Below are 22,333 nucleotides of genomic sequence, written 5' to 3'. Positions count from 1 at the left end.
ATTATTCCAACATTAATTCATTCGGAATGGCTCCCTCCATGCAGAGGAGCCTTCTTTTTAATCCGACGCCAAGCGCATAACCGCTCAGTCGACCGCGACTGTCAATCACGCGGTGGCAGGGGATGACGACCTGAATCGGATTGTTGTGCAGAACATTCCCAACGGCGCGGACTGCCTGCGGATGTCCGACAGCTTCGGCAACTTGTTTGTACGTACAAGTTTTACCGTATGGAATTTTGCGTGTGACTTCGAGAACTTTCTTCTGAAAGTCGGTGCCGTAGATTTTTATGGGTATAGAAAACTCGCAGATCTTGCCTGCGAGGTACAAATTAAGTTCGTTCACCGCCTTGCGGTAGGCGCTGCGAACGCGACTATTTAATTGCGTTTCCATGTCGGGGCTTGCATAGGCGCAAGCCTGCACGTTGCTCGGAGTCGCTTTTACTTCATCTGAAGTTTCCCGAAATTTTAGACCACAAAGCTTTGATCCTTCGAAGATAAAGGTCCATTCGCCCCAGACATTCCGGTGGCTTATCTTTGTGAATTTCGGGTCATTAAACTTCATACCATGCGGTGCTTCTCCTAGCGCAATGGATATTCCTTGAATTCCTTGACGCCGAATTCTTCCTTGAGGTAATCCCAGCGCACGAGGCGGTTCTTCCAGTAGTACTTGCGGTACAGGCGGCGAGCCACGCGGCTAGTGATTTCGTACGGAATCGTGTGGTGTTCTTCAGCAACGCTTTCCATCGAAATGCGGAAGTCGAGTTCACCGTTCACGACGTCAACAGTTTCGCCAACTTGCACATCCGGGATGTGGCTTACGTCGACCATCGTCGCATCCATGCAGACGCGTCCGAGAATCGGGCAAAGCTGTCCGCGAATGAAGACAAAGCCCTTGTTGTATTCGCCGCGGAGGTAACCGTCGCCGTAACCGATTGCGATGGTTGCGATGCGCGTGAGCTGCTGGGCTGCCCAGTAACCGCCGTAGCTAACAGTTTCGCCAGGCTTCACGTCGTGCACGTGGCGGATGGTGGACTTGATTTTCATGACCGGCTTGATCGGCAATGTGGTCGGGACTGCACCCATGCAATTGTAGCCGTAAAGCGTGAGACCAGGGCGCACCATGTCGAAATGGCTTTCGGGGTGTGTGAGCGTGCCTGCGGAGCTAGAGCAGTGGCAAATTTCAGGACGGAGTCCTTCAGCTTCGAGCACATCGACGAGTCGTGTAAAGCGCTGGATCTGAATTTCTGTTTTCGGGTTGCCCGGCATGTCGGCTGTAGCGAGATGCGTGAACATGCCTTCGAACTTGAGATGCTTGAGGCTGAGTGCAGCGCGGATGTTGTTGAAGTCTTCGGCATCAAAACCGTAGCGGTTCATGCCTGTGTCAATGGCGAGGTGAGCCTTGCATTCGGTGCCTGTTTCACCAAGGAACTGGTCGAAAGCCATTGCGGTGCGGATGTCGGTAATGGCAGCCGTGAGCTGGTATTCGACAAAGTATGCAAAGTCAGAAGGTGTGCAAGGACCAAGCACGAGAATCGGCAAGTCCATGCCGTACTGGCGAAGCAGCATGCCTTCGCTGATGTGGGCGACACCGAGGTAATCGGCACCACCGAACTTAGCGGCGAAAGAGCAGGCGAGGCTTCCGTGACCGTAAGAGTCGGCCTTGACAGGGAGCAAAATCTTTGTGGAAGCCGGAATCTGGCTTCTGATAAATTGAATGTTGTTGCAGAGGGCGTCTAGGTTGATTTCAATCCAGTTCGGGCGAGCAATCTTATTTAAATCGGGAGGAGTAGCTAAAAGTTTCATGATAATGGAAATATAGGTAAGCCATTTTAAAAATGGGCTCGCGATCGGTAAAAAAACGCAAATATAGAGGGTGTTTTGTGAATTCTATTCTAATATGGAATAAATTATACTGGTCTAAGTTTTGTAAAAATCTAAAGCTGAGAAAAAATCGATAATCGCGAGCAAGCCCAATAACTACGCGCCAAGCCTTATTTTATCTGAGTTTACAAACTTTCGTATGAAATTTTCTTTACTGTTTTGGAGTGGTTTTTGCGATTTTTTTATTGGTACTTTATGGGTGTGGTAAGGATGTGGGTTGTTTAAGTAAATACCTTACTTTGTAATTAAACTTTTTCTGACATTATATGTAATCGCGTGAAACTTCGCAATCAAGGCTTGTTCGGGTAGCCTTATTCCGAAGTATTGCCATTCGGCAAATTGATACTCCGCTCACGGGGTAGTTGGTTTGCTGATACCCAAAAAACAAAAACATCCAAATTCCTGCAAAGGGAGGATAAAATCATGAAAACAACAAAGCAAAAACAAGATGCTTTCATCGCATCCTTGATGCCAGATTCCGACAAGAAGATGGTGCGCATTTCTGGTGCATCGCTTATTGTCGCATTGATGCTTGGCTTCTGGGCATCTACGTATGAAGCGTTGATTGGTGAGGTCATGTTTGAACCAGCACCTGAAAGTCCAACAATCACAACAACAATGAAAATTGACGAACCTTTAAAGGAGGAACCGAAAGTCAAAAAAGATGTAAAGAAAAATGATGAAAAAATCAATCGTAAACATAAAGGAGGTGCAGCAAAGCCTAAAGGTGAAGGTAACCCGAGGGCTCCTGTCAACCGCGGTGTCCTTAAGGAACTTGCCATACGAACAAGTAAAGCAGGCTTGTCTCCTTACGATTTGATGGGTACGAAGTTTGCTAAAGATATCCATGAAGTTCTCACTCATGTCAATGGCGTGATGAAATCTGGAAAGACAAAAATTGGTGAGCGTCGTGGCAAAAGAGGAGGTAAATTCAATCCTGGAAGCATTGCGGGAGGTTCTGGTGGAATTGGCGACATGCTTGACGGCTTGCTCGGCGGTTCTGCAGGAGCCATCTCGACACAGGCTATGGGTACTATGAAGGAACCGAAGATGAATGAAATCGATATGGGATCTCCGAGTGCATCACGTTCGGCTTCTGAAATCATGAAGGTCGTTAAGCAGCGTACACCGGGACTTCGCCACATTTACAACAAATACTTGAAGAAGAAACCTGGATTCCAAGGCAAGGTGACAATGAAGTTCACTATTGCGCCGGGAGGCGAAATCATCAGCATCGCTGTGGTGGGTTCTACGACGGGATATGCCGAATTCGATAGCGAAGTCAAGAAGTCTGTGAGTGGATGGAAATTCAGCAAGATCAAATCTGGAAATACGACAGTGACGATTCCGTTTACCTTTACGGAGTAATGGAATGGAAATTGGAGTAGAATAAAGACAAATAGATTTTTAAATTTAAGTCGGCGATTTTTGTCGCCGACTTTCGGTGATTTTAATTTATGGGGTAAAGAATGAAAGATCCTCGCATTACGCAACTTGCAGAAAATTTGATAAATAACGCCATTGCACTCAAGGCGGGCGAAAACATTTTAATCGAAACGACCGATACGCCGGACGAGCTCTCGACTGAGCTCATCAAGGCTGTTGCCAAAGTTGGCGGTAACGCATTTGTCCACAATTACAATAGCCGTGTGCGCCGCGAAGTTATCCGTAGCGCCTCCGAAGAACAGATGAAGCTCTCTGCGGACCTTGCGATGAACGAGATGAAGCAGATGCAAGCTTACCTTTCTATCCGCGCAATGAACAACGCGATGGAAAACTGCGACATCGATGACAAGAAGATGCTTGCCTACAGGACCATCACGCAGGATGTGCTCAACTACCGCGTGAACAACACGCGCTGGTGCGTGCTCCGCTGGCCGAACCCGTCCATGGCACAGGGCGCAAAGATGAGCACGGATGCATTCGAAGACTTCTACTTCAAGGCTTGCCTTGCCGATTACCCGAAGATGCAGCGCGCCGCCCAGGCTTTGGTCGACCTTATGAACAAGACGGACAAGGTGCGTCTCGTGGCGCAGGACACGGACATCACATTCAGTATCAAGGACATTCCGGCGGTGCCGTGCTGCGGCAACATGAACATTCCCGATGGCGAAGTCTATACGGCGCCGGTGCAGGGGAGTATCGAAGGCGTCATCCATTACAACACGCCGACACTTTACGAAGGCAAGCAGTTTAGCAATATCCGTCTCGTCTTCAAGCAAGGCAAAATTGTCGAAGCGACTTGCGAAACGGGCGACAACAAGAGCCTGAACGCCATCTTTGATACGGACGAAGGCGCTCGCTACGTGGGCGAATTCGCGATTGGTTTCAACCCGTTTGTGCTCTCTCCGATGTGCGACATTCTGTTCGACGAAAAGATTGCTGGTTCCATCCACTTTACGCCGGGCATGTGCTACGAAGATGCCCCGAACGGGAACAAGTCTGCCATCCACTGGGACTTGGTCTTGATCATGCGCCCGGAATACGGTGGCGGCGAAATTTGGTTCGACGACAAGCTCATCCGCAAGGATGGTCTTTTTGTGGTCGATGAGCTCAAGTGCTTGAATCCAGAGAACCTTGTTTAATTATATTTTTCTCACACAATTCAAAAAATCTTATTACAAGGAAAGACTATGAATTTGAAAACGATGTTTGGCATTGGCCTCGTTAGCTTCGGTGTCGCTTTTGCACAGGAAGCTTCTGAATCCGCTACGACAGCTCCGTCCTATAGCGAACAGCAGCTCCAACAGCAGGAAGAACAGGCTGCTTCTTCTGAAAGCCTCACAGCTCCGGTTCCTTTCGTTGCTCCGGAAATTCCGAAGGAATCCAGAAGAACTCCGTTCAATGCTATCTTGCACGGCAAGTCCTACAACAGAAACCGCAACATGGCCGCAGCAAACAATACGGACCTCTTGCTCGATTTCCCGAACTTGTTTGCAAACCGCAAGTTCTTCTACATTGAACCGACCAACAAGCTTGGCATTGTTTCTCTCGGTTCTTTCTTCACCGCATTTGACATTAGCAAGGCTCCGTATGATGACAGCCAGCTCGGTCGTCTCACTCTCGGTTACGCCGCTCCGGGCTTTGGCTTCTATGTCAGAGCAGGTCTTGGTCGTGACCGCGTCAGCAACGACGGTACTGTAACACAGAACGTTGAAGGTGATGAAGTTGCACCTGGCGTTAAATCGAAGACCTTTGGTGGTGATGACTGGGCAGCAGCTATCGCCAAGAGCTTCTTGGGCATGAACATTGCTGCAAATGTGGACTGGCTCACTACGAAGACTCAGACCCACACTGATCCGGATCTTGGTGCAGAAACCGAAGACCGCTTTGACAGCCTCACGGTCGGCCTCAGCTTGACCAACGCTCCGACTGCCAAGAACTTTACCTGGACTCTCGGTGCACGATTCGTCAGCTTCAATAATGAAACGGAAATCGATGGCGATGTAAAGCAACCGGGCACTCCGATTCCTTCTTACTGGGATCTCGCTCCGTACATCCGTGGCGGTCTCTCCGTTCTTGAAAACGAAAATGCACGCATTCTTCTCGGTGCCGCAGCAATCTTCTCTTACAGAAACTTTGATGATCCGGTTGACATGTACGCCCTTACCGCCGTTCTCCAACCGAGCATGATGGGTGAAGTTTTCGTTGGCGAAAGCAAGAACTTAATGTTCTACGGTGAAGTCGGTTATGACTGGGTTGCATTCCGTTATGTGAAGAATAAGAATGCCGATTATTCCAAGATGATGGACAAGATGGATGCCGTCAATGCTTCTATCGGTTTCCGTTACCAGTACAAGGACTTCCTCGCTGTTGAACTTGGTCTCGGCGAAAAGCTCTTCACGGGTCTTGGCAACTACTTCCAGGCTGATGGAACGTTCATCGACTTCAGTGCGATGGTCCGCTTCTAATTGCTAGGATTGTCATTCCCGCCTTGAGCGGGAATCTCCACAAAATGAACAACAGCGCCTCCCGAATGGGAGGCGTTATTGTATAATGGCGATCCCGGCTCTGGGGCTGGGATGACATGCAAAAAAAGAGCCTAGCAAAAGCTAGACTCTTTTTTAAAAGCGTTCCCCAGCCTTTGGCTGGAGTGCAATCGCGATTAGAGGCGTTCTGCAATCTGGACAGCGTTGAGAGCAGCACCCTTGCGGATCTGGTCACCAACAATCCAGATGTTCATGCCGTTGTCACAGGCGAGGTCCTTGCGGATACGGCCAACATAGACGTCATCCGTGCCCATGAGGTTGAGTGGCATCGGATAGACGTTGTTTGCAACGTCGTCGCAGAGCTGGAGACCTTCGCCGTTCTTGATGGCGTTCGAAACTTCTTCGATAGAAAGCGGACGTTCCGTTTCGAAGCTGATAGCTTCGGAATGGCAGCGGAGTGCGGAAACGCGGACGCAGGTTGCAGCGCAGCGGACATCGCTGTGCATAATCTTGCGCGTTTCGTTGAACATCTTCATTTCTTCCTTCGTGTAGCCGTTGTCGGTGAACACGTCGATGTGCGGAATGAGGTTATAAGCGAGCTGGTGTGCGAACTTCTTTACGGTGACCGGCTTGCCTTCGACGATTTCCTGATACTGCTGCTTGAGTTCGGACATACCGGTTGCACCAGCACCGCTTGCGCTTTGGTAAGTAGCGACGTGGATGCGGGTAATCTTGCTCAAGTCATTGATCGGCTTGAGAGCGACAACCATCATGATGGTCGTGCAGTTCGGGTTAGCGATGATGCCCTTGTGGAGCTTGATGTCTTCCGGGTTCACTTCCGGGACAACGAGCGGAACGTTCGGGTCCATGCGGAAGAAGCTCGTGTTGTCGACGACGACTGCGCCAGCGTCAACAGCAATCGGAGCGAATTCCTTGGAAACGCTTGCGCCTGCAGAAGAGAGCACGAGGTCAACGTTCTTGAAAGCGTCCTTGCAAGTCAGTTCAACTTTGAGCTTTTCGCCCTTGAATTCATATTCACGGCCGACACTGCGTTCGGAGGCGAGAAGCTTCAGGTTCTGAAGCGGGAAGTTACGTTGTTCAAGAATCTTGAGGAGTTCCTGACCTACTGCGCCAGTGGCGCCCATGATCGCTACGTTACGAATCATAGATTTAACCTTTGTTTTCTTATTGTTGAGGTTGAGTGTTCGTTAAATTTTGAATGATCTTGTTGAATTTTTCAATATGCCTTTTGGCTATCACAATCAAGTCGCGCGCTTGTGTGTATTTCTTCATCGCTTCTTGCGGGTCTTCCAGAAGGCAGTATGAATACAAAGTGTGTGAAGCACTACGGATTGTTTCAGATGCTTGGACCAGTTCTGAATGAGCTTCGCGTGCCGCCATCGGATGGAAAATTCCAATGGCTTTACGGTTCAGCAAAGTCGCCTTGTTGTTGATGGCGAGGGCTTGCTGGCTTCTCTTTTCTCGTTCCATTTCACTTGCGTTTTGTTCCACGGGTTCGAAGGAATCTATAGAACGCATGATATCGAACATCTTGTCGATGACCGTTTCCGCCTTGTCTGTATAAGTATCAAGGCGATCCATGACTTCAGGAGCGAGGTCAACATCTTCATCAATATCATCGCTAGCAAACTTGTTGCTGTTCTTTGCAGCGACGCTTACCGCTTCCGGTTCCTTGCTTCCGCTGTTCGCATTATCAAAAGACGAAATGTAGTCTTCGTACTTTTTGTTGTGCGTTACCAAGTCAGTCGGCGAATAGGAAGACGTCAGCACCAGGGTCGGACGTTCGTAACATGCCGAACCAATGCAGCCAACGAGCATGCACATGGAGAACAGCAAGAACGAAGCACGAGTGGACCATTCTTCGCTTTGTACGATGCAAAAGATGCTGAACAAGAAAAGCAAAAAGAACGACAGCAGAATACCACCTTCGACATTTTGAAGGATGATGGTATTCTTTACGAAATAGAACAAGCAGTCTATAACGATCGTGAGAGTCGATAGAATGGCTCCGATGACCTTCGTATGACGCCCAGGACTAGTTGCCGTGGCGAATAGCGTTACAAACGATATTCCAAGCGGCAGCCCGTAGATAAGCGTTATTTCTGCAATTCCTTGATTCATTCAGATAGTCTTGATTAGAACGGAAGATCGACGTCGTCTTCTGCCATGCCTGCATCGTATGCCGGAGCGCTATTCTGCTGCATGCCGTTAAAGCTGTTGGGCTGGTAGCTGTTTGCCTGGCTGAAACCACCTGCACCCGGAGCGCCACCCTGGCCGCGCGGAGTGAGGAGCTGGAACGTGTCCATGTTGATTTCTGTGACATAGCGTTTCTGACCGCTTGTCTGGTCGGTCCAGCTGCGGTTGGTGAGGGAACCTTCAACATAGAGGCTCATGCCCTTGCGAATACCAAGCTGTTCAACGATATCTGCGATTTTGCCCCAGCCAATGATGTTATGCCAGTCGGTCTGTTCCTTCTGTTCGCCGTTGTTGTCACGATAGCGACGAGAAGTGGCGAGGGAGAATGAAACGCGCTTGCGACCGCCGTTGGGATTGACGCGAACTTCCGGATCCTTACCGATATTACCGATGAGCATAACCTTATTCAAATAAGCCATATAATTATCCTATTTTAATTTTTAAAAATTTCGAAATCAAAAATACAAAATCTAGTTTGACATTTTAGTGTCAAAATTCAAAAAAATTGGCGAAATTCCCCTAATTTTAGTGGACTTAACAAAAAACCATGTGGAGTAAACCACATGGCTTTTACGATAAGGAGAATTATAAAGAGAAACTGACACGATTAGAATTCAAAGTTCACGCGATAGCGCTTGTGACCGTTCGGATTCACCTTGGCGCCCTTGGCGTTCACGATGCTACGGCGTTCCTTTGCAACCGTCGGAGTTGTACGGACTGCATGAATAGCGTTTGTGGCGCTCGAGGAGCTCGGCGGAATGATTTCGCTGCTCGAAGAGACCGGGACGCTAGAGGAGGAGCTTGCCGGAACACTACTCGAAGATGCCGGAGTGCTGCTAGAAGATTGCGGAGCCGGTTCGTCATCTTTCGGAACCTGGCCGTTGAAGCTTTCCTGACCTTTGCGGGTGAGGGCGAGGATCAACATGCCGTCTCTTGAGTAGATGTTTTTGTCGGTGAGGTCGACGCGGTTGCCATCGAATGTCCAGTCACCCTTGCCCCAGCGGGAGCCATCGAATGTGTCGAAATTGTCGGTCCAGTCGAGCGTAAAGTCGCTGCCGCCTTCGCCCTGGCCCGGCGTGTACTTATAAACCTTGACCCAGTTGATGAACTGGAAAAGCGGAAGCTTCGATTCATCAAACTGGCCAACCCAAGCCGCACTCTCAGACGACCAAAGGTTAAAACGGAGTCCCTGTGTACCTGTCAAGTTGGAAACCTGACCACCTTCAGTCTTGCGGACTTCTTGACCGTCAACAGTCCAGCGGACGTAATTCGGAGTCCATTCGAGACCGTAGGTGTGGAAAGCCTGATCGGCGGCGGGGCTAACTGCATGGTGCTTTTCGCTAGTCTTCTGTGCGCCGGCCTTACCGGTAATGATGTTGGACTGGAAACTGCCCGGATTCTTGCCGAGAACTTCGATATCCACTTCTACCCAGGGCCTTCCATCGGCGATTTCGGAACCATTCTGGTAGAGGAACATGGAACTGACCGTTCCCGATGCGGCAGCCATCTTCATACGGGCTTCAAACTTACCGTACTGAACTTCTTCTAACGTGTAGAGTTCGGCACCGCTAAAATCCTTTGCGCTAACATTGGTGGTGAGGGCTGCTGCGGCGGCGGCTACGGCGAGAGCGCTCTTAACTGCAGTTTTCTTGATGTTCATATTTTATCTCCATGAAGTTTCTGTACAAAACAGAATCCCATTTAACCGAACATAAAGATAAGTTAGCGAAATTAAATAACCAATAAAATAGAATGTATTTAAAAGATCAGCTGTATCGAGTGTGCAGTAGTGTTATGCAGGGAAAGCGCGAATTTGGGCGAAATTTGCCGTAAATTTGTTTTTTAACGGGAAAGTGATTTAATTTTTATACTAATTTGGTAGGAAAAGAGGCTATAATGAATTACTTGATTGTTCCTGGATTGAATAATTCCGGACCGAAACACTGGCAGAGCTTCTGGGAAAAGAGCTTGCCGAATGCGACTCGCGTCATCCAGCACTGTTGGGACCATCCCGAGAAAGCGGACTGGGTCGAGACTTTAGACAAGTGCATCCAGCAGTTGAATGCGGATACGATTCTTGTGGCGCATAGCTTGGGCGTTTGCACGACGGTCAACTATCTTTTGAAGGCGAAATCGCAAGGTGGCGTTCCGCCGTACATCAAAGGGGCTTTCCTTGTTTCGCCAAGTGATGTGGATAACGTAGAACTTATTGGGAACTTTGCGCCGATGCCGCTTGAAAAACTGCCGATTCCGGCGTGTGTCGTGGCAAGTGAAAACGACCCGTTTGTCTCGATGGAACGTTCTGAATTTTTTGCAAGCGCCTGGGGCGTAAAGCTGTTTAACGCAGGTGCTCTTGGACATATCAATTCGGATTCCGATCTCGGTGAATGGGAACAGGGGCGTAAATTCCTTGCAGAATTTGAATCAACGGAGGTTCTAAAATGAAGGTCATCTTGTTTAACGGCAGCCGTCGTGAAAATGGCTGCACTTATACAGCTCTGAACATCGTCGCAAACCAGCTCAAGGCCGCTGGAATCGAGACGAAAATCGTGTTTGTCGGTGGGCGAGTGCTCAAGGGCGAGGTGAACGAAGTTGTCCACGAAGCCAAGGAACTCTTGGAAACGGCGGACGGCGTTGTTTACGGTTCTCCGGTTTATTACGCCTCTCCGAGTGGCGAAATGCTGATGTTCCTCGACCGTCTTTATGGTGTCGCAGAAGCGAATCTGCTATTCAAGCCGGCCGCAAACGTGGTTTCCGCACGCCGTGCAGGAACGACTGCAACTCTCGATGTGCTCAACAAGTACCCGACTTATGCGCAACAGCCGCTCGTGACTTCGCGCTACTGGAACATGGTCCATGGTTCGAATCCGGAAGATGTGCTGAAAGACGAAGAAGGCGTGCAGATTATGAAGGAACTGGGCCGCAATATGGCATGGCTCCTCAAGAGCATTGATGCGGGCAAGCAGGCGGGCGTGACGCAGCCTGATGCCAAGCAGAAAGTCTACACGAACTTCATTCGATAGAAACTTCGCGAGACTCCGCGCTGTTTCGAGATGCCGCCGGTGAATGCCGCGCGGCACATTTAATTACGAGAAGTCGCGTGGGAATGCCCGCGCAATTTTCTATATTGCGCTTCAAATGAATACGCTATTGAATTTCGACAGCGAGCATTTGTGGCACCCGTATGCTGCGCTGAAAAATACTCCCGCAAGATTCCTTGCAAAGTCGGCTCACGGAACGACGATTGAAACCGCCGATGGATTGAAATTGATTGATGCCGTATCGAGCTGGTGGTGCATGGCTCACGGGCATAACGCTCCTGAAATTGTTGAAGCGATTCGCAAGCAAAGCGAAAAGATGTGCCACGTGATGTTCGGCGGTTTTACGCACGAGCCTGCAATTGAACTTGGCGAAAAGTTGGTGAACTTTTTGCCCGAAGGCTTGAACAAGATTTTCTTTGCTGATTCGGGAAGCATCGCCGTGGAATGCGCCGCCAAGATGGCGGTGCAGTACCAGCATTCGCTGGGTCGCCCGGAGCGCTGTAAGTTGGTCGCCTTGAAGGGCGGCTACCACGGCGATACAGCAGGTGCAATGGCTTTGAGCGATCCCGATGGCATGCACGTGCTTTTCCGCGGAATCATGCCGCACCATTACTTTGCGGAACGCCCGAATTGCCGTTTTGATAGCGATTGGGACGATAGCGATTTTGCTTCGATGGAACGCGTTGTTGAAGAGCATAAAAATGAAATTGCGGCCGTCATTTGCGAGCCTGTTTTCCAGGGCGGAAACGGCATGTGGCTTTACAATGCTGGCTACCTCAAGCGTCTCCGAGAACTTTGCGACCGTTATGGCATTTTGCTTATTTTGGATGAAATTGCGTCTGGATTTTACCGCACGGGCCCGCGATTTGCTATGATGCATACCGCAACACAGGATTGCGCCGACTTTATAAAGCCGGACATTATGTGCATCGGCAAGGCGCTTACGGGCGGTAGCATTACTATGGCGGCATGTGTCGCATCCGAGAAGGTCGCTGACACGATTACGAATAGCAAGATTCCGGCATTTATGCATGGCCCGACGTACATGGCAAACCCGCTAGCGTGCGCGGCTGGGATTGCTTCGCTTTCGCTGTTTGAAAGTCGCGATTATGCATCAAGCGTGGCGCGTATTGAAAAGCGCTTAAAGGCGAATTTGGAACCGCTACGTTCGCTCGAAAATGCGGCGGACGTGCGTGTGCTCGGTGCAATTGGCGTTTTGGAACTCAAGGCAAAGCCAAGTGCAGACGATATTCTGAAAGTCATCAAAGAAACTGGCGTGTGGCTACGTCCGTTCTGCAATTACGTCTATACGATGCCGCCGTTCATCACGAGCGATGCTGAAGTGGACCGCATTTGTGAAGCGATTAAGATGATTGGAAAATGCGAACCCGCACCGATTGTAGATGGCGAGGACGAATTCCACGAGTAAATACAACTTAAATTTTTTCTTCAAACGGAACTAAGGTCACACAGTTCCGTTTTTTCTTTGATACGTAGAGCGCCTTGTCGGCAAAGGAGAGCATATCTGAAACAATTCCGTCTCCGAATGTTCCGCCAAAGCTCATCGTTAACTTTACACCTGGGTAATCTTGCAGTTTAATTTTTTCTGCGCGAGCGCGCATCTGTTCAAGTCTGTTTCTCAGCACTTCATGAGTAATACCCTTGAACGAAATTAAAAATTCATCGCCACCATAACGTACTACGCGGTCTAAATTACGAACAGATGAATTCAGTATCGATGCAACGGCAGCAATGGCTGCATCACCACACTGGTGGCCGTAATTGTCATTAACATCTTTGAAAAAGTCAATATCAGCCATTACGACGGCTTGACTATTACGCGATGATAGTTTATCATCAAAATACTTGCGGTTCATCACTTGAGTCAACGAATCCCTGTAGATTTTATCGTTTATTTCCGTGATTTCGTTATTTTTGTCGGTGAAACCGAACACGGTTGTTTCTTCGCCGGTTCGCACAATTTTCATTTCAACATAATGGCCGACTTCGTTGTGAAATATTTTTGACAAACTATTGCCAACTGGCAAGTATTCCTTAATATAGGACTCATCAGCCACTTCTCGGATACTTTTTCGATCCTCTTCGTGTACAGCCGTATTGATAAGTTTTTCAACAAGGATCTTGAACGGAGGCGGTTCTTTCATGAAGCCAAGAGCACTTTTGATTCGATCGCTTGTGCGGAAAAATTCCACCTTTTCTGTGACGAAATCGACTCCGACTACAGAGGCGTATCCGTTCATGAGCGCATTTATCATATTTTGTTGTTTGCGGTTCTGCTCCAAGAGCTCTTTCTCTTGTTCCAGCTTTGTCATTTGCGCATTCACGTTTTCGACAACGTACAGGACTCGACGTAGTGGCTTGTCATCACCAACGCGTACAAACATTGCCTTACTCCAACCGTGAATTTTCCCGTGAAAAATTTCGGAAATAACATTTGCATTCTTCATGCGTTCCGACAATGTTGAAAGGATCGTAAAATTCTTGATGGTTGAAACGCTTTCTGGGCATGCAAGGTTCACCATGATATTGGTAATACTATCCTGTAGGGTGCTGCCGCATTTCATGAACTTATCGATGAATTCGTTGGTCTTGATAGGAAACGCTGTATTATTCTCAAGATCAAGTACATGCATTGAAATGTACAGTTCAGATGTGGCGTAAGTTATAGCTGTGAAAAACTCCGCAGAGTCCACAGGAAAGTCCGCGATAAACTTTTTGCAATCACCCATATCAGTTACCAAGAAAAGTCATTACTCCCGTTACTAGCAAAAATATATTCATTTCAATGAAAAAATAAAGACCTTTTTTCTAAATTGTGGCGCGTAAAAGAAGGCTCTTATGGATTACTACAGTTTAAAAATGCGAGCCTCGCAGCATGTTGGCGAAGGCGAAAACTCCCATGAACAGCATATTTCCGGTGCTGAACGTATTGTTGGTCGTGATTCCGTGGAAGCTGTGTGTGCGGCGATGGTGCGCCGTGCGATGAATCATTCCAAAGGCGACCCGGATTTTATCAATGTGAAAATTGAAAAGGTTCACGAAAGCGATATTCAGGTCTTGAAATCGCTCCCTGTAACGCGCGTGGATGTGGAAACGTGGCAGGAAGGGTTGGAAAAGGCGTTTGGCTTGATTACTCCGCTGATGGGCTCCGGTTGTGGACTGCGCGAAAAATTGCAGGAACTCTTGCGGGCAACGTTCCCGATGCGCGGGGCTATGCTTTACGATATTGCAACGGGAAACCGCTTGGAACCGGATAAAGATCGCGGTGTCCGTGCGACGTATATGGATGCGCTTCATTCAAGCGAAGTGGATAGTTGCAAGAATCACTTTAACGAAGCGATTGTCCTTGCGACCAAGGTGGCAAATGCACCGGGTATGGTGGCAGAATTCTGCGTAAGCGATGACCCGAATTACGTGACGGGCTATGTCGCGAGCAAGGAACTCGGCTATGTTCGCATTATGAAGATGAAGGAAATGGGCGACGAAAACGGAGGCCGCATTTTCTTGTTTGATTCTCGAAAAGCATCCGCCGAAGAATGCATCGAGTACTTGCAGAAAAAGAAAGTACTCGTGGAAATTCAGAAGTAAAAAATGAACGAACGAATTTTAGACCTTTTCACAAAAGATGCGCTTGAAGCGGCGCGTGCGAACAATACGTACCGCACGTTGCGTCACATCTCGTCGCCAGAAGCATCGCATGTGACGATTGCGGGCAAGGATACGGTTTTGCTCGCTTCGAATTCTTACTTGGATTTGGCGAACGTTCCTGAACTCAAGCAGGCGATGGCGGATGCGGTCCTTGAATGGGGTACGGGGAGCGGTGGCGCTCGCCTCACGACCGGCAACAAGACTCCGCACGATGAACTCGAAGAGTTTATTGCAAAGTTCAAAGGCGAAGAGGCGGCTATTGCGTTCAACACGGGTTACATGGCAAACGTGGGTGCGATTTCGGCGTTGTGCGGCAAGAACGATTTTATTTTCAGCGATGAACTGAATCACGCAAGCATCATTGATGGTATTCGTCTTTCGCGTGCAAAATGCTTTGTGTACAAGCACAATGACATGGCGGATTTGGAACGCGCGATTGGAGCGGCCAAGGCTGAGTTCTGCGCACGAGAAAAGCTTGCGGAAAACGCGGTTTCGAATTTCCGCGGGCTCATCGTGACGGATGCTGTTTTCAGCATGGATGGCGATTTGGCGAATTTGCCGAAGCTTTTGCGCATTGCTCACGCTCGCGATTGCCTTTTGATGATTGATGAGGCGCATGCCACGGGCGTCCTTGGGCGCACGGGGCGCGGACTTGCGGAACATTACAATTGTGAACATGCCGATGTGACCGTCGGGACTTTGAGCAAGGCCGTGGCCGCCGAAGGCGGCTTTGTCGCCGGCTCCAAGCAGTTGATTGAATTCTTGAAAAACAAGTCTCGCAGTTTCATTTTCACGACAGCGATGGCCCCTGCGGTAGCGGCGGCTGCACTCCGCAATTTGCAGTTCATCGATGCGCACCCGGAGCGCGTCCAGCAATTGCGTGACAACGTGAAATTCTTTTGCGATGCTTTGCGCTTGCATGGGTTGCAAGTTCCGCAGACGGAATCGGCGATTATCCCGATTATCATTGGGGATGAGGCGAAGGCTTTGCGGATTTCGGAAACGCTCCAGAATGAGGGCGTCTTGATTCCTGCAATCCGTTATCCGACGGTTGCAAAAGGGCAGGCCCGCTTACGCGCAAGCCTCATGGCAACGCATACAAAAGAAGAACTTGAATTTGCTGCAGCTAAAATTGCGGAGGCGATATGAGCAAAGGTTATTTCGTTACGGCGACAGGTACGGATGTCGGTAAAACTTTTATCACGGGTCTTTTGGTGAAAAAATGGCGCGATTCCGGCATTGACGCTGGCTATTACAAAGCGGCTCTTAGTGGTGCTGAACTCCGTGATGGCAAGTGGATTGCAGGCGATGCCGATTATGTCAAGCGCATTGCAAATCTCCCGGACACGCAAGAACAGCTCGTCAGTTACGTTTACAAAGAGGCGGTCTCACCGCATCTGGCCGCACAAAAAGAAGGCAATCCCGTTGAACTTTCGAAAGTTCAAGCGGACTTTAATGCGGCCTGTTCGCGCCACGAATTCATCTTTGCCGAAGGAAGCGGGGGAATCATTTGCCCCATCCGCTATGATGACCAGAAAATTTTCCTCGAAGATATCATCAAGACGCTCAAGCTTCCGCTGCTTATCGTAACAACGGCGGCGCTCGGCTCCATCAACGCTTGCGTGCTCACTATAGAATACGCTCGTAGTCGCGGCCTAGATATCCGTGGAATTATCGTGAACCGTTACGGCTGTAGCGGCAATTTTGAAATGGAAGATGACAATATCCGCATGATGCAGGACTTGACGGGGCTTGAAATTCTTGCAAAAGTCAAGGAAGGCGACAGCGATTTAGGCGTACAGGTATTTTAGAGCGAGTCCGCTTTTTAATATTTGAAAAGTGTCGCAAAATTTCTATCTTTGCAATAGTCAGTTCGAGACCCATCCTGACTCTAAACAAAACTAGGAGATTTTATGAAAGACGCTTTGCTGGTCTTGTCCGGTGGAATGGACAGTGTGACCTTGCTCTACGACCGCGCTGCGGATATTGCGCTTGCCGTTTCATTTGATTACGGCAGCAACCATAACGACAAAGAAATTCCTTTTGCGCGCATGCATTGCGAAAAACTCGGGATTCCGCACATTACGATTCCGCTCAAGTTCATGCACGATTACTTTACGTCGTCACTCCTTTCGGGGGCAGATGCCATCCCAGAAGGGACTTACGCCGACGAGAACATGAAATCGACGGTGGTGCCGTTCCGCAATGGCATTATGCTTTCTGTGGCGGCAGGGCTTGCCGAAAGCCGTGACCTCAAGCGCGTGATGATGGCAAACCACTTTGGCGACCATGCGATTTACCCGGACTGCCGCGAAGAATTCGTGAAGAACATGTCGGCGGCGATTTCGGCGGGTACATACGCAAACATCACAATTGATGCTCCGTACACGAACATTTCCAAGGCGGATATCGCTCGCAAGGGTAAGGCTCTTGGCTTGGATTACAGCGAAACTTGGTCTTGCTACAAGGGCGGTAAAATCCATTGCGGCAAGTGCGCAACCTGCCTGGAACGCAAGGCGGCTCTCGCCGAAGCGGGCATCAACGACACAACGGAATACGAGGCGTAATATGTACAGAGTTATCAAGCGTATTGAAATTTCTGGGGCTCACAAGCTCTCGCTCCCGTACGAAAGCAAGTGCCGCGGTCTGCATGGCCATAACTGGATTATCACGGTGTTCTGCCAGTCCGAAACTCTCGACGAAAACGGCATGGTGGTCGATTTCTCGCACATCAAGAAAATTGTGAAGGGCAAGCTCGATCACCAGTTCTTGAACGATGTGGTGGACTTTAATCCGACGGCGGAGAACTTGGCTCGCTGGATTTGCGAACAGGTGCCGCATTGCTACAAGGTGCAGGTCCAGGAAAGCGAAGGCAATACCGTCGAGTACGAAGTGTAATGGTGACTGTGCCGCGGTTTGCACTGTCATCCTGGAGCGCAGCGATAGGATCCAGTCAAGTTATGGGTGTTTTTATGAAAGTCTCCGAAATTTTTAAGAGTATCGAGGGCGAAGGGATTCGCATGGGGCAGTCGGCAGTGTTCGTGCGCCTGCACGGCTGCAACTTGCGCTGTAGCTATTGCGATTCGAAGTATGCGGTCGAAGGTCCTGACTTTAAGCAGATGAGCGTGGGGGAGGTCCTTGCAGCGGTTGAAGCGTATCGCAACGAATCCGGTGTAAAATGCGTGACGCTCACCGGAGGCGAACCGCTGATTCACGAAGGCGTGGGCGAGTTGCTTACTGCATTCAGTGATGCCGGCTTTGAAGTCAACATCGAAACAAACGGCACGGTTCCTTGCAAATGGCAGTTACCGGGGCTGTTCTACACGATGGACTGGAAGTGCAAAAGCAGCGGCATGTCTGCCCGAATGAAGATGGAAAATATCATTTCACTCGGCAAAAATGACGTGCTCAAGTTCGTTGTTGGGAGTGTAGAAGATTTGCTGGAAGCAGAAGGCGTTGTCGCGCGACTCTCGCTAACATCTCCAGATAATATGCCGCACATTTTTATTTCGCCGGTATGGGGCGAACTCACCAACGAGCAAATTGTCAATTGGATGGTGAGTAGCAAGGTCATGACACAAAACAACGCACGCTTCCAAGTGCAACTCCACAAAATCGTGTGGGACCCCGACATGCGCGGGGTGTAACTAATCTAAATACACAACTTCGCCGATTAGCGGCATGAGCAAAGGCTTGCCAGATTCCTTGGCGGCCTTTTTCGCATTTTCGAGAGGCTCGTAATACGGATGCTTGCTCAGGCAGAACTTGGAATGGTGAACCGTCAGATAGCGCTTCGCGCCTAGCTCAAGCATTTCACGACCCAAATATTGCGGCATCGTATGGACTTGCGCCCAATCCGGATTGTATTGTCCGTTTTCAAGAATCCCTAAATCGATGTTCGGGAAGTTTGCCTTGATTTTTGAGTAGTGCGATCCGTAGCCGCCATCTCCGCCTATCCAAATTGTACGTTTGGGTGATTCATAAACGAACGACGCCCAGAACGTCTTGTTCTTGTGCAAATCGCGCCCCGAGAAGTGCCTTGCAGGCGTTGCCGTAACGCGGGTGCTGTCGCCAAGCTGCGCTTTTTCCCACCAGTCGAGCTCAATAAGTTTGCTCACGGGGTAGTGCCAATATTCCAGATGCGAGCCTACGCCAAGTGCGGTTATGACCTTCTTGACGCGCGGTTCCAACTCCGTGACGGTCTCGTAATCCAAGTGATCCCAATGGTCGTGAGTAATAACCAGGTAATCGATATCCGGCATGTCGGCGGGCTTGTAAATGTCCGTACCCTTGAACATCTTATTGGCAAACTTGACGGGGGAGCCCTTGTAAAACACCGGGTCCACCAAAATTTTCTTACCCGAAAGGTTCACAAGGTACGACGAATGGCCGAACCAAACAATCCAATCCTTGTCATTCGGGAGTTTTCTCAAATCCGTCTTGATCGCGTGCAAAGCCGTGTCGGGGACGGTGTTCTTTTTTTTGTTGAACATGAATTCACGCCAGACGGTAAGCGTGCTCTTGTTGCCTGTCATGAATTCCGTTTCTTCGTCATTCACGAACTGCTTGCCATCGTAATGCGGGGACTTTTTGACGCGTTCCAATCGCTTGCCTTGCGGTAGCTTGCCAAAGCTATCTTGGCTTAGGAACAGAACGCCCGCATCGCCCAAAATGAAAAGGACTGTTAAAATAATCGTTGTAATCATAGCTAGGCTTTAATATATAATTGTTTTTTGCTAAAAATTCTATCCAGATGTGCAGGTTTACATTGGGCTCTGTTAGGCCAGGCCGTATAGCTGCGAACATGCTGCGGACCGCCGAATGACCATTTCAGCGTAAAAACATCGGTCATGCAGCCGAAAAACAGTTTTGGAAGGGCTTACGGATTGAGGATTTTTTGCTAGCCGAGCACAAGTGTACAGTTTAGCCCGACAGAGCCTAGCCCGACAGAGCCAGGCTAACGCAAATGTGGAAAGTTGATTTTTTGTAAGTTGTTTATGAAACGCATTTGTATCATATTCGTTTTTCTTTTGAAAATTTTTTGAAAAACGGTGATTTTTGTTGCAAAATCGCTATTTTTGTTTTATTTTTCATAACATGAGACCCGTTACTGAATATCAAGACTACCGCCAATATATGCAAGACTTCTATGAAGAACGCAAAAGAAGTTCTTACTTCACATGGCGTAAATTCGCAAGCCTTGCTGGTTTTGCTTCTCCGGCATACCTGAAACTGGTCTGCGATGGCAAAACAAGCTTGAGCAAGCCGGGTGTCGCTAAGGTGGCTCGTGCCATGAATCTAGAAGGTTTTGATTTCACCTATTTCGCCTTGCTCGTAAGATTTGGCAACGCCAAGAACGACAGCGAAAAGGAAGCGGCCCTTATGGCGCTTGAACGCGAAGCCCGCATGAATAAGATCCGAATAATTGATGCAGATGCATTTCGCTACTATGAAGACCCGACCTGTCCTATCGTCCGCGAACTTGCGCCCGTCATGCCGAGAGCTACTTTTGGTGAGATCGCTTCCAAAATCCGTAGCGAGACGACGGCGGCACAAGTCCGCGACACCCTGCAGTTCCTTGTCAAGGCAGACCTGCTCAAAAAGAATGCTGACGAAACATATGAGCAAACGCAAAAGGCCGTGAAGGGCTCCAAGGAAACTATACCCCTTGTCATTCGAACCATGAATAAAAAGATGACCGAACTGGCGGCACGCTCCATCGCCAACGATTCTGTCGAGGAACGCAACTTTTCGGGAATCACCATGGGCATTGACAAGCGCACTTATGATCGTATCACCAGGGAAATCGAAATTTTCCGCAAGAAGATTATCGACATTGCCAACGAGTGTCAAAAGATAGATCAGGTCTACCAAATGAATTTGCAAATTTTCCCTTTGACAGACAAGATTAGCAACATTGAATCAAGGAAAGGCTAATGAATATGAATAAGACAAATTTCGTAATCGCTTTATCCGTAGCTCTGCTCTGGGCCTGCTCCGATTCTCCTAACGAGGCGGGGACTACAGAAATTGACAACACCGTGGCGCAGAACGATAGTTCTTCGAGCTCCGTAGATAATTCGTCCAGTTCCGTAGACGTCAAACATTCTTCATCAAGTGAGTTGCAATCTAGTTCTAGTGACAAAGCAGAGCCTTCAAATGCGTTTGCAGAAGACACTAAACGAGGCTTGAAACTCGGCTTTTGCATTTCATCTGGTTTAGAGCAACGAGTATTAGCCAAACGATCTGCCCTCATTGCTAGTGTAGAAGACTCATCAGAAGAATTGCCCAAGGCTTACATTCTTCAAGACGGTAAAGGAAATTACCAAGTGATGATTTTGAACGTAATGGATCTCTGTCAAGTTGAAGCAGACCTGTTGACAAAGCGTTCCGGTGATACATTGGAAATCGAATACGGAGAGCATTATATGGAAACGACATGTTCGTGCTATAGTGATCACTGGTTCGACATTGATGCGAACAACAAGAATGTCAAGTTTGTTCGGTTCAGCGGAATCACCTACGAAATCAGCGAAGGATCGGCTCCAGAGCCTACAAAACGCGAACACGACTATTCCGTTATGGACGATTCCCGTGATAGCAAAACTTATAAGACGGTCCAATTAGAAGAAGGCGTCTGGATGGCTGAAAACCTCAACTACGAAATGGAAGACGGAGTCCAGAGCTGGTGTAACGAAAACAAGACGGAAAACTGCGACAAGTATGGGCGCCTATATACTCTCAAGGCAGCCAATTCTGTATGTCCTTCAGGATGGCACCTTCCTTCAATAGAGGAATGGCCGTTCAGTGGAAATGGGGGCTATTCGGCATTTTACGATTATGCCGCCCAAGGTTGGAAAAAAGCAATTGACAAATACGGCTTTGCCGCTCTGCCTGCCGGCGAATATTCCGCAGAATTCCAAAAGTTTTTTGAGCCCGGAACTTCCGCCTATTTCTGGACATCTACCATAGACACAAGAAATAATGACTGTCCTGTGATAGTCGAATTCAGCAATAGTTCTGCAGGAATGATAAGTGTCTGTGCCGATAACGAAAACGACGGACTTTCTGTCCGCTGTGTCAAGGACTCTGAGTAGGGGTGTTTGTAGACATTATTGGAAACGAGTTTTCCCAGGGTTACGAAACGGGTGTAAAAGCTCGTTTTTTTCGTTGTTTCTGGCGGTCTTTTTAGGACTAGCAAAAACAGCTTTATTTGTGATTCCACGGCGCGATTCTGGGCTGATTTTGGGGCTAAAACCATGTTCAACTATTTGGGCTTTGTTTCGTGAGTCCAGAGGTACCCCGAAACACGAATATGGCGATTCTAGGCAAAAAAACGGTAATGGACTATTTTTGGTGAGCTAAATGTAATGAACAAAAAAGCACTAATAAAAACGGCTCTGTCGGGCCAGGCCGTACTTTGGGGTCAAAACTGCGAAAAAGCTGCGAAAATGGCCCTTTGGCTCTGTCCAGTCATTCTGTACGGCTACGGAAACGCTGCGGACCGCCGAACGGTCATTTCAGCGTAAAAACATCGGTCATGCAGCCGAAAAACAGTTTTGGAAGGGCTTACGGATTGAGGATTTTTTGCTAGCC

The 22,333-nt window shown here is 48.8% G+C and carries 22 protein-coding genes; 14 read left to right on the top strand and 8 right to left on the bottom strand.

Translation table 11 applies throughout. The features are described 5' to 3' along the window. Window position 1: 1 nt before the first annotated feature. On the bottom strand, window positions 2–562 hold the full coding sequence (locus B9Y77_RS02925) for a methylated-DNA--[protein]-cysteine S-methyltransferase (protein ID WP_085490406.1): 561 nt from the start codon (window positions 560–562) through the stop codon (window positions 2–4). A gap of 17 nt (window positions 563–579) precedes the next feature. After that, window positions 580–1,803 carry an alanine racemase gene (gene alr / locus B9Y77_RS02920; RefSeq protein ID WP_085490405.1) on the bottom strand — a complete coding sequence of 408 codons (1,224 nt, stop codon included), beginning with the start codon at window positions 1,801–1,803 and terminating at the stop codon, window positions 580–582. 501 nt (window positions 1,804–2,304) lie between these two features. Between alr and B9Y77_RS02915 the strand changes: the two genes are divergently transcribed. From B9Y77_RS02915 to B9Y77_RS02905, 3 genes are all read left to right on the top strand, one after another. Then, window positions 2,305–3,249, top strand: coding sequence for an AgmX/PglI C-terminal domain-containing protein (locus B9Y77_RS02915; RefSeq protein ID WP_085490404.1), 945 nt, complete (start codon window positions 2,305–2,307; stop codon window positions 3,247–3,249). Window positions 3,250–3,350: 101 nt separating this feature from the next. Further along, window positions 3,351–4,466, top strand: coding sequence for an aminopeptidase (locus B9Y77_RS02910; protein WP_085490403.1), 1,116 nt, complete (start codon window positions 3,351–3,353; stop codon window positions 4,464–4,466). Window positions 4,467–4,514: 48 nt separating this feature from the next. Then, complete coding sequence (locus tag B9Y77_RS02905) at window positions 4,515–5,792, top strand: hypothetical protein (RefSeq protein WP_073424173.1); 1,278 nt, start codon at window positions 4,515–4,517, stop codon at window positions 5,790–5,792. Window positions 5,793–5,986: 194 nt separating this feature from the next. Here B9Y77_RS02905 and B9Y77_RS02900 read toward each other — a convergent pair whose 3' ends face one another. From B9Y77_RS02900 to B9Y77_RS02885, 4 genes are all read right to left on the bottom strand, one after another. Continuing rightward, on the bottom strand, window positions 5,987–6,976 hold the full coding sequence (locus B9Y77_RS02900; protein WP_085490402.1) for an aspartate-semialdehyde dehydrogenase: 990 nt from the start codon (window positions 6,974–6,976) through the stop codon (window positions 5,987–5,989). 19 nt (window positions 6,977–6,995) lie between these two features. Further along, entirely contained in the window at window positions 6,996–7,952 is a 957-nt protein-coding gene (locus B9Y77_RS02895; RefSeq protein WP_085490401.1) for a hypothetical protein, read from the bottom strand. A gap of 14 nt (window positions 7,953–7,966) precedes the next feature. After that, complete coding sequence (locus B9Y77_RS02890; RefSeq protein WP_014545067.1) at window positions 7,967–8,446, bottom strand: single-stranded DNA-binding protein; 480 nt, start codon at window positions 8,444–8,446, stop codon at window positions 7,967–7,969. Between the two features lie 188 nt (window positions 8,447–8,634). After that, window positions 8,635–9,687 carry a glycoside hydrolase family 16 protein gene (locus B9Y77_RS02885; protein ID WP_085490400.1) on the bottom strand — a complete coding sequence of 351 codons (1,053 nt, stop codon included), beginning with the start codon at window positions 9,685–9,687 and terminating at the stop codon, window positions 8,635–8,637. A 236-nt stretch (window positions 9,688–9,923) separates the two neighbouring features. On the opposite strand from B9Y77_RS02885, the gene B9Y77_RS02880 reads away from it, so the two are divergent. The 3 genes from B9Y77_RS02880 (at window position 9,924) to bioA (ending at window position 12,497) form a co-directional block, all read left to right on the top strand. Then, window positions 9,924–10,472, top strand: coding sequence for an RBBP9/YdeN family alpha/beta hydrolase (locus B9Y77_RS02880; protein ID WP_085490399.1), 549 nt, complete (start codon window positions 9,924–9,926; stop codon window positions 10,470–10,472). After that, the gene (locus tag B9Y77_RS02875; protein ID WP_085490398.1) at window positions 10,469–11,050 is read left to right on the top strand and encodes a flavodoxin family protein; all 582 of its coding nucleotides are present in this window, start codon (window positions 10,469–10,471) and stop codon (window positions 11,048–11,050) included. Before B9Y77_RS02880 ends, B9Y77_RS02875 begins: the two co-directional genes overlap by 4 nt. A 115-nt stretch (window positions 11,051–11,165) precedes the next feature. Next, on the top strand, window positions 11,166–12,497 hold the full coding sequence (bioA, locus tag B9Y77_RS02870; protein WP_085491423.1) for an adenosylmethionine--8-amino-7-oxononanoate transaminase: 1,332 nt from the start codon (window positions 11,166–11,168) through the stop codon (window positions 12,495–12,497). 7 nt (window positions 12,498–12,504) lie between these two features. On the opposite strand, the gene B9Y77_RS02865 is transcribed toward bioA, so the two are convergent. Beyond that, a complete protein-coding gene (locus B9Y77_RS02865) occupies window positions 12,505–13,818 on the bottom strand; it encodes a GGDEF domain-containing protein (protein WP_085490397.1) in 1,314 nt (437 codons plus the stop codon). 109 nt (window positions 13,819–13,927) lie between these two features. Between B9Y77_RS02865 and B9Y77_RS15885 the strand changes: the two genes are divergently transcribed. The 6 genes from B9Y77_RS15885 to B9Y77_RS02840 all read left to right on the top strand — a co-directional run bounded on the left by B9Y77_RS15885 (window position 13,928) and on the right by B9Y77_RS02840 (window position 18,384). Next, a complete protein-coding gene (locus B9Y77_RS15885) occupies window positions 13,928–14,677 on the top strand; it encodes a 6-carboxyhexanoate--CoA ligase (protein ID WP_176221703.1) in 750 nt (249 codons plus the stop codon). Between the two features lie 3 nt (window positions 14,678–14,680). Further along, the gene (bioF, locus tag B9Y77_RS15880; RefSeq protein ID WP_176221702.1) at window positions 14,681–15,886 is read left to right on the top strand and encodes an 8-amino-7-oxononanoate synthase; all 1,206 of its coding nucleotides are present in this window, start codon (window positions 14,681–14,683) and stop codon (window positions 15,884–15,886) included. Continuing rightward, window positions 15,883–16,548: a dethiobiotin synthase gene (gene bioD, locus B9Y77_RS02855; protein ID WP_085490396.1), complete on the top strand. Its 666-nt coding sequence runs from the start codon at window positions 15,883–15,885 to the stop codon at window positions 16,546–16,548. Before bioF ends, bioD begins: the two co-directional genes overlap by 4 nt. A gap of 102 nt (window positions 16,549–16,650) precedes the next feature. Then, window positions 16,651–17,304, top strand: coding sequence for a 7-cyano-7-deazaguanine synthase QueC (gene queC, locus B9Y77_RS02850; RefSeq protein WP_014545058.1), 654 nt, complete (start codon window positions 16,651–16,653; stop codon window positions 17,302–17,304). A 1-nt stretch (window position 17,305) separates the two neighbouring features. Continuing rightward, entirely contained in the window at window positions 17,306–17,635 is a 330-nt protein-coding gene (gene queD, locus B9Y77_RS02845; protein WP_085490395.1) for a 6-carboxytetrahydropterin synthase QueD, read from the top strand. Between the two features lie 74 nt (window positions 17,636–17,709). Further along, window positions 17,710–18,384: a 7-carboxy-7-deazaguanine synthase QueE gene (locus B9Y77_RS02840; RefSeq protein ID WP_085491422.1), complete on the top strand. Its 675-nt coding sequence runs from the start codon at window positions 17,710–17,712 to the stop codon at window positions 18,382–18,384. Here the strand turns inward: B9Y77_RS02840 and B9Y77_RS02835 are convergent, their stop codons facing one another. Then, window positions 18,385–19,443, bottom strand: a complete 1,059-nt coding sequence (locus B9Y77_RS02835; protein ID WP_085490394.1) for an MBL fold metallo-hydrolase — start codon at window positions 19,441–19,443, stop codon at window positions 18,385–18,387. Window positions 19,444–19,834: 391 nt separating this feature from the next. On the opposite strand from B9Y77_RS02835, the gene B9Y77_RS02830 reads away from it, so the two are divergent. Together B9Y77_RS02830 and B9Y77_RS02825 are read left to right on the top strand one after the other, a co-directional pair. After that, entirely contained in the window at window positions 19,835–20,674 is an 840-nt protein-coding gene (locus B9Y77_RS02830; RefSeq protein ID WP_085490393.1) for a TIGR02147 family protein, read from the top strand. Continuing rightward, window positions 20,674–21,834: an FISUMP domain-containing protein gene (locus tag B9Y77_RS02825; RefSeq protein WP_085490392.1), complete on the top strand. Its 1,161-nt coding sequence runs from the start codon at window positions 20,674–20,676 to the stop codon at window positions 21,832–21,834. The genes B9Y77_RS02830 and B9Y77_RS02825 overlap by 1 nt, the downstream gene beginning before the upstream one ends. Window positions 21,835–22,333 lie beyond the last annotated feature (499 nt).

Source organism: Fibrobacter sp. UWB13, from assembly GCF_900177805.1.
Taxonomy (GTDB): Bacteria; Fibrobacterota; Fibrobacteria; order Fibrobacterales; family Fibrobacteraceae; genus Fibrobacter.
The sequence above is the reverse complement of the archived record's forward strand: the minus strand, read 5'-3'. Positions and strand labels throughout refer to the sequence as shown.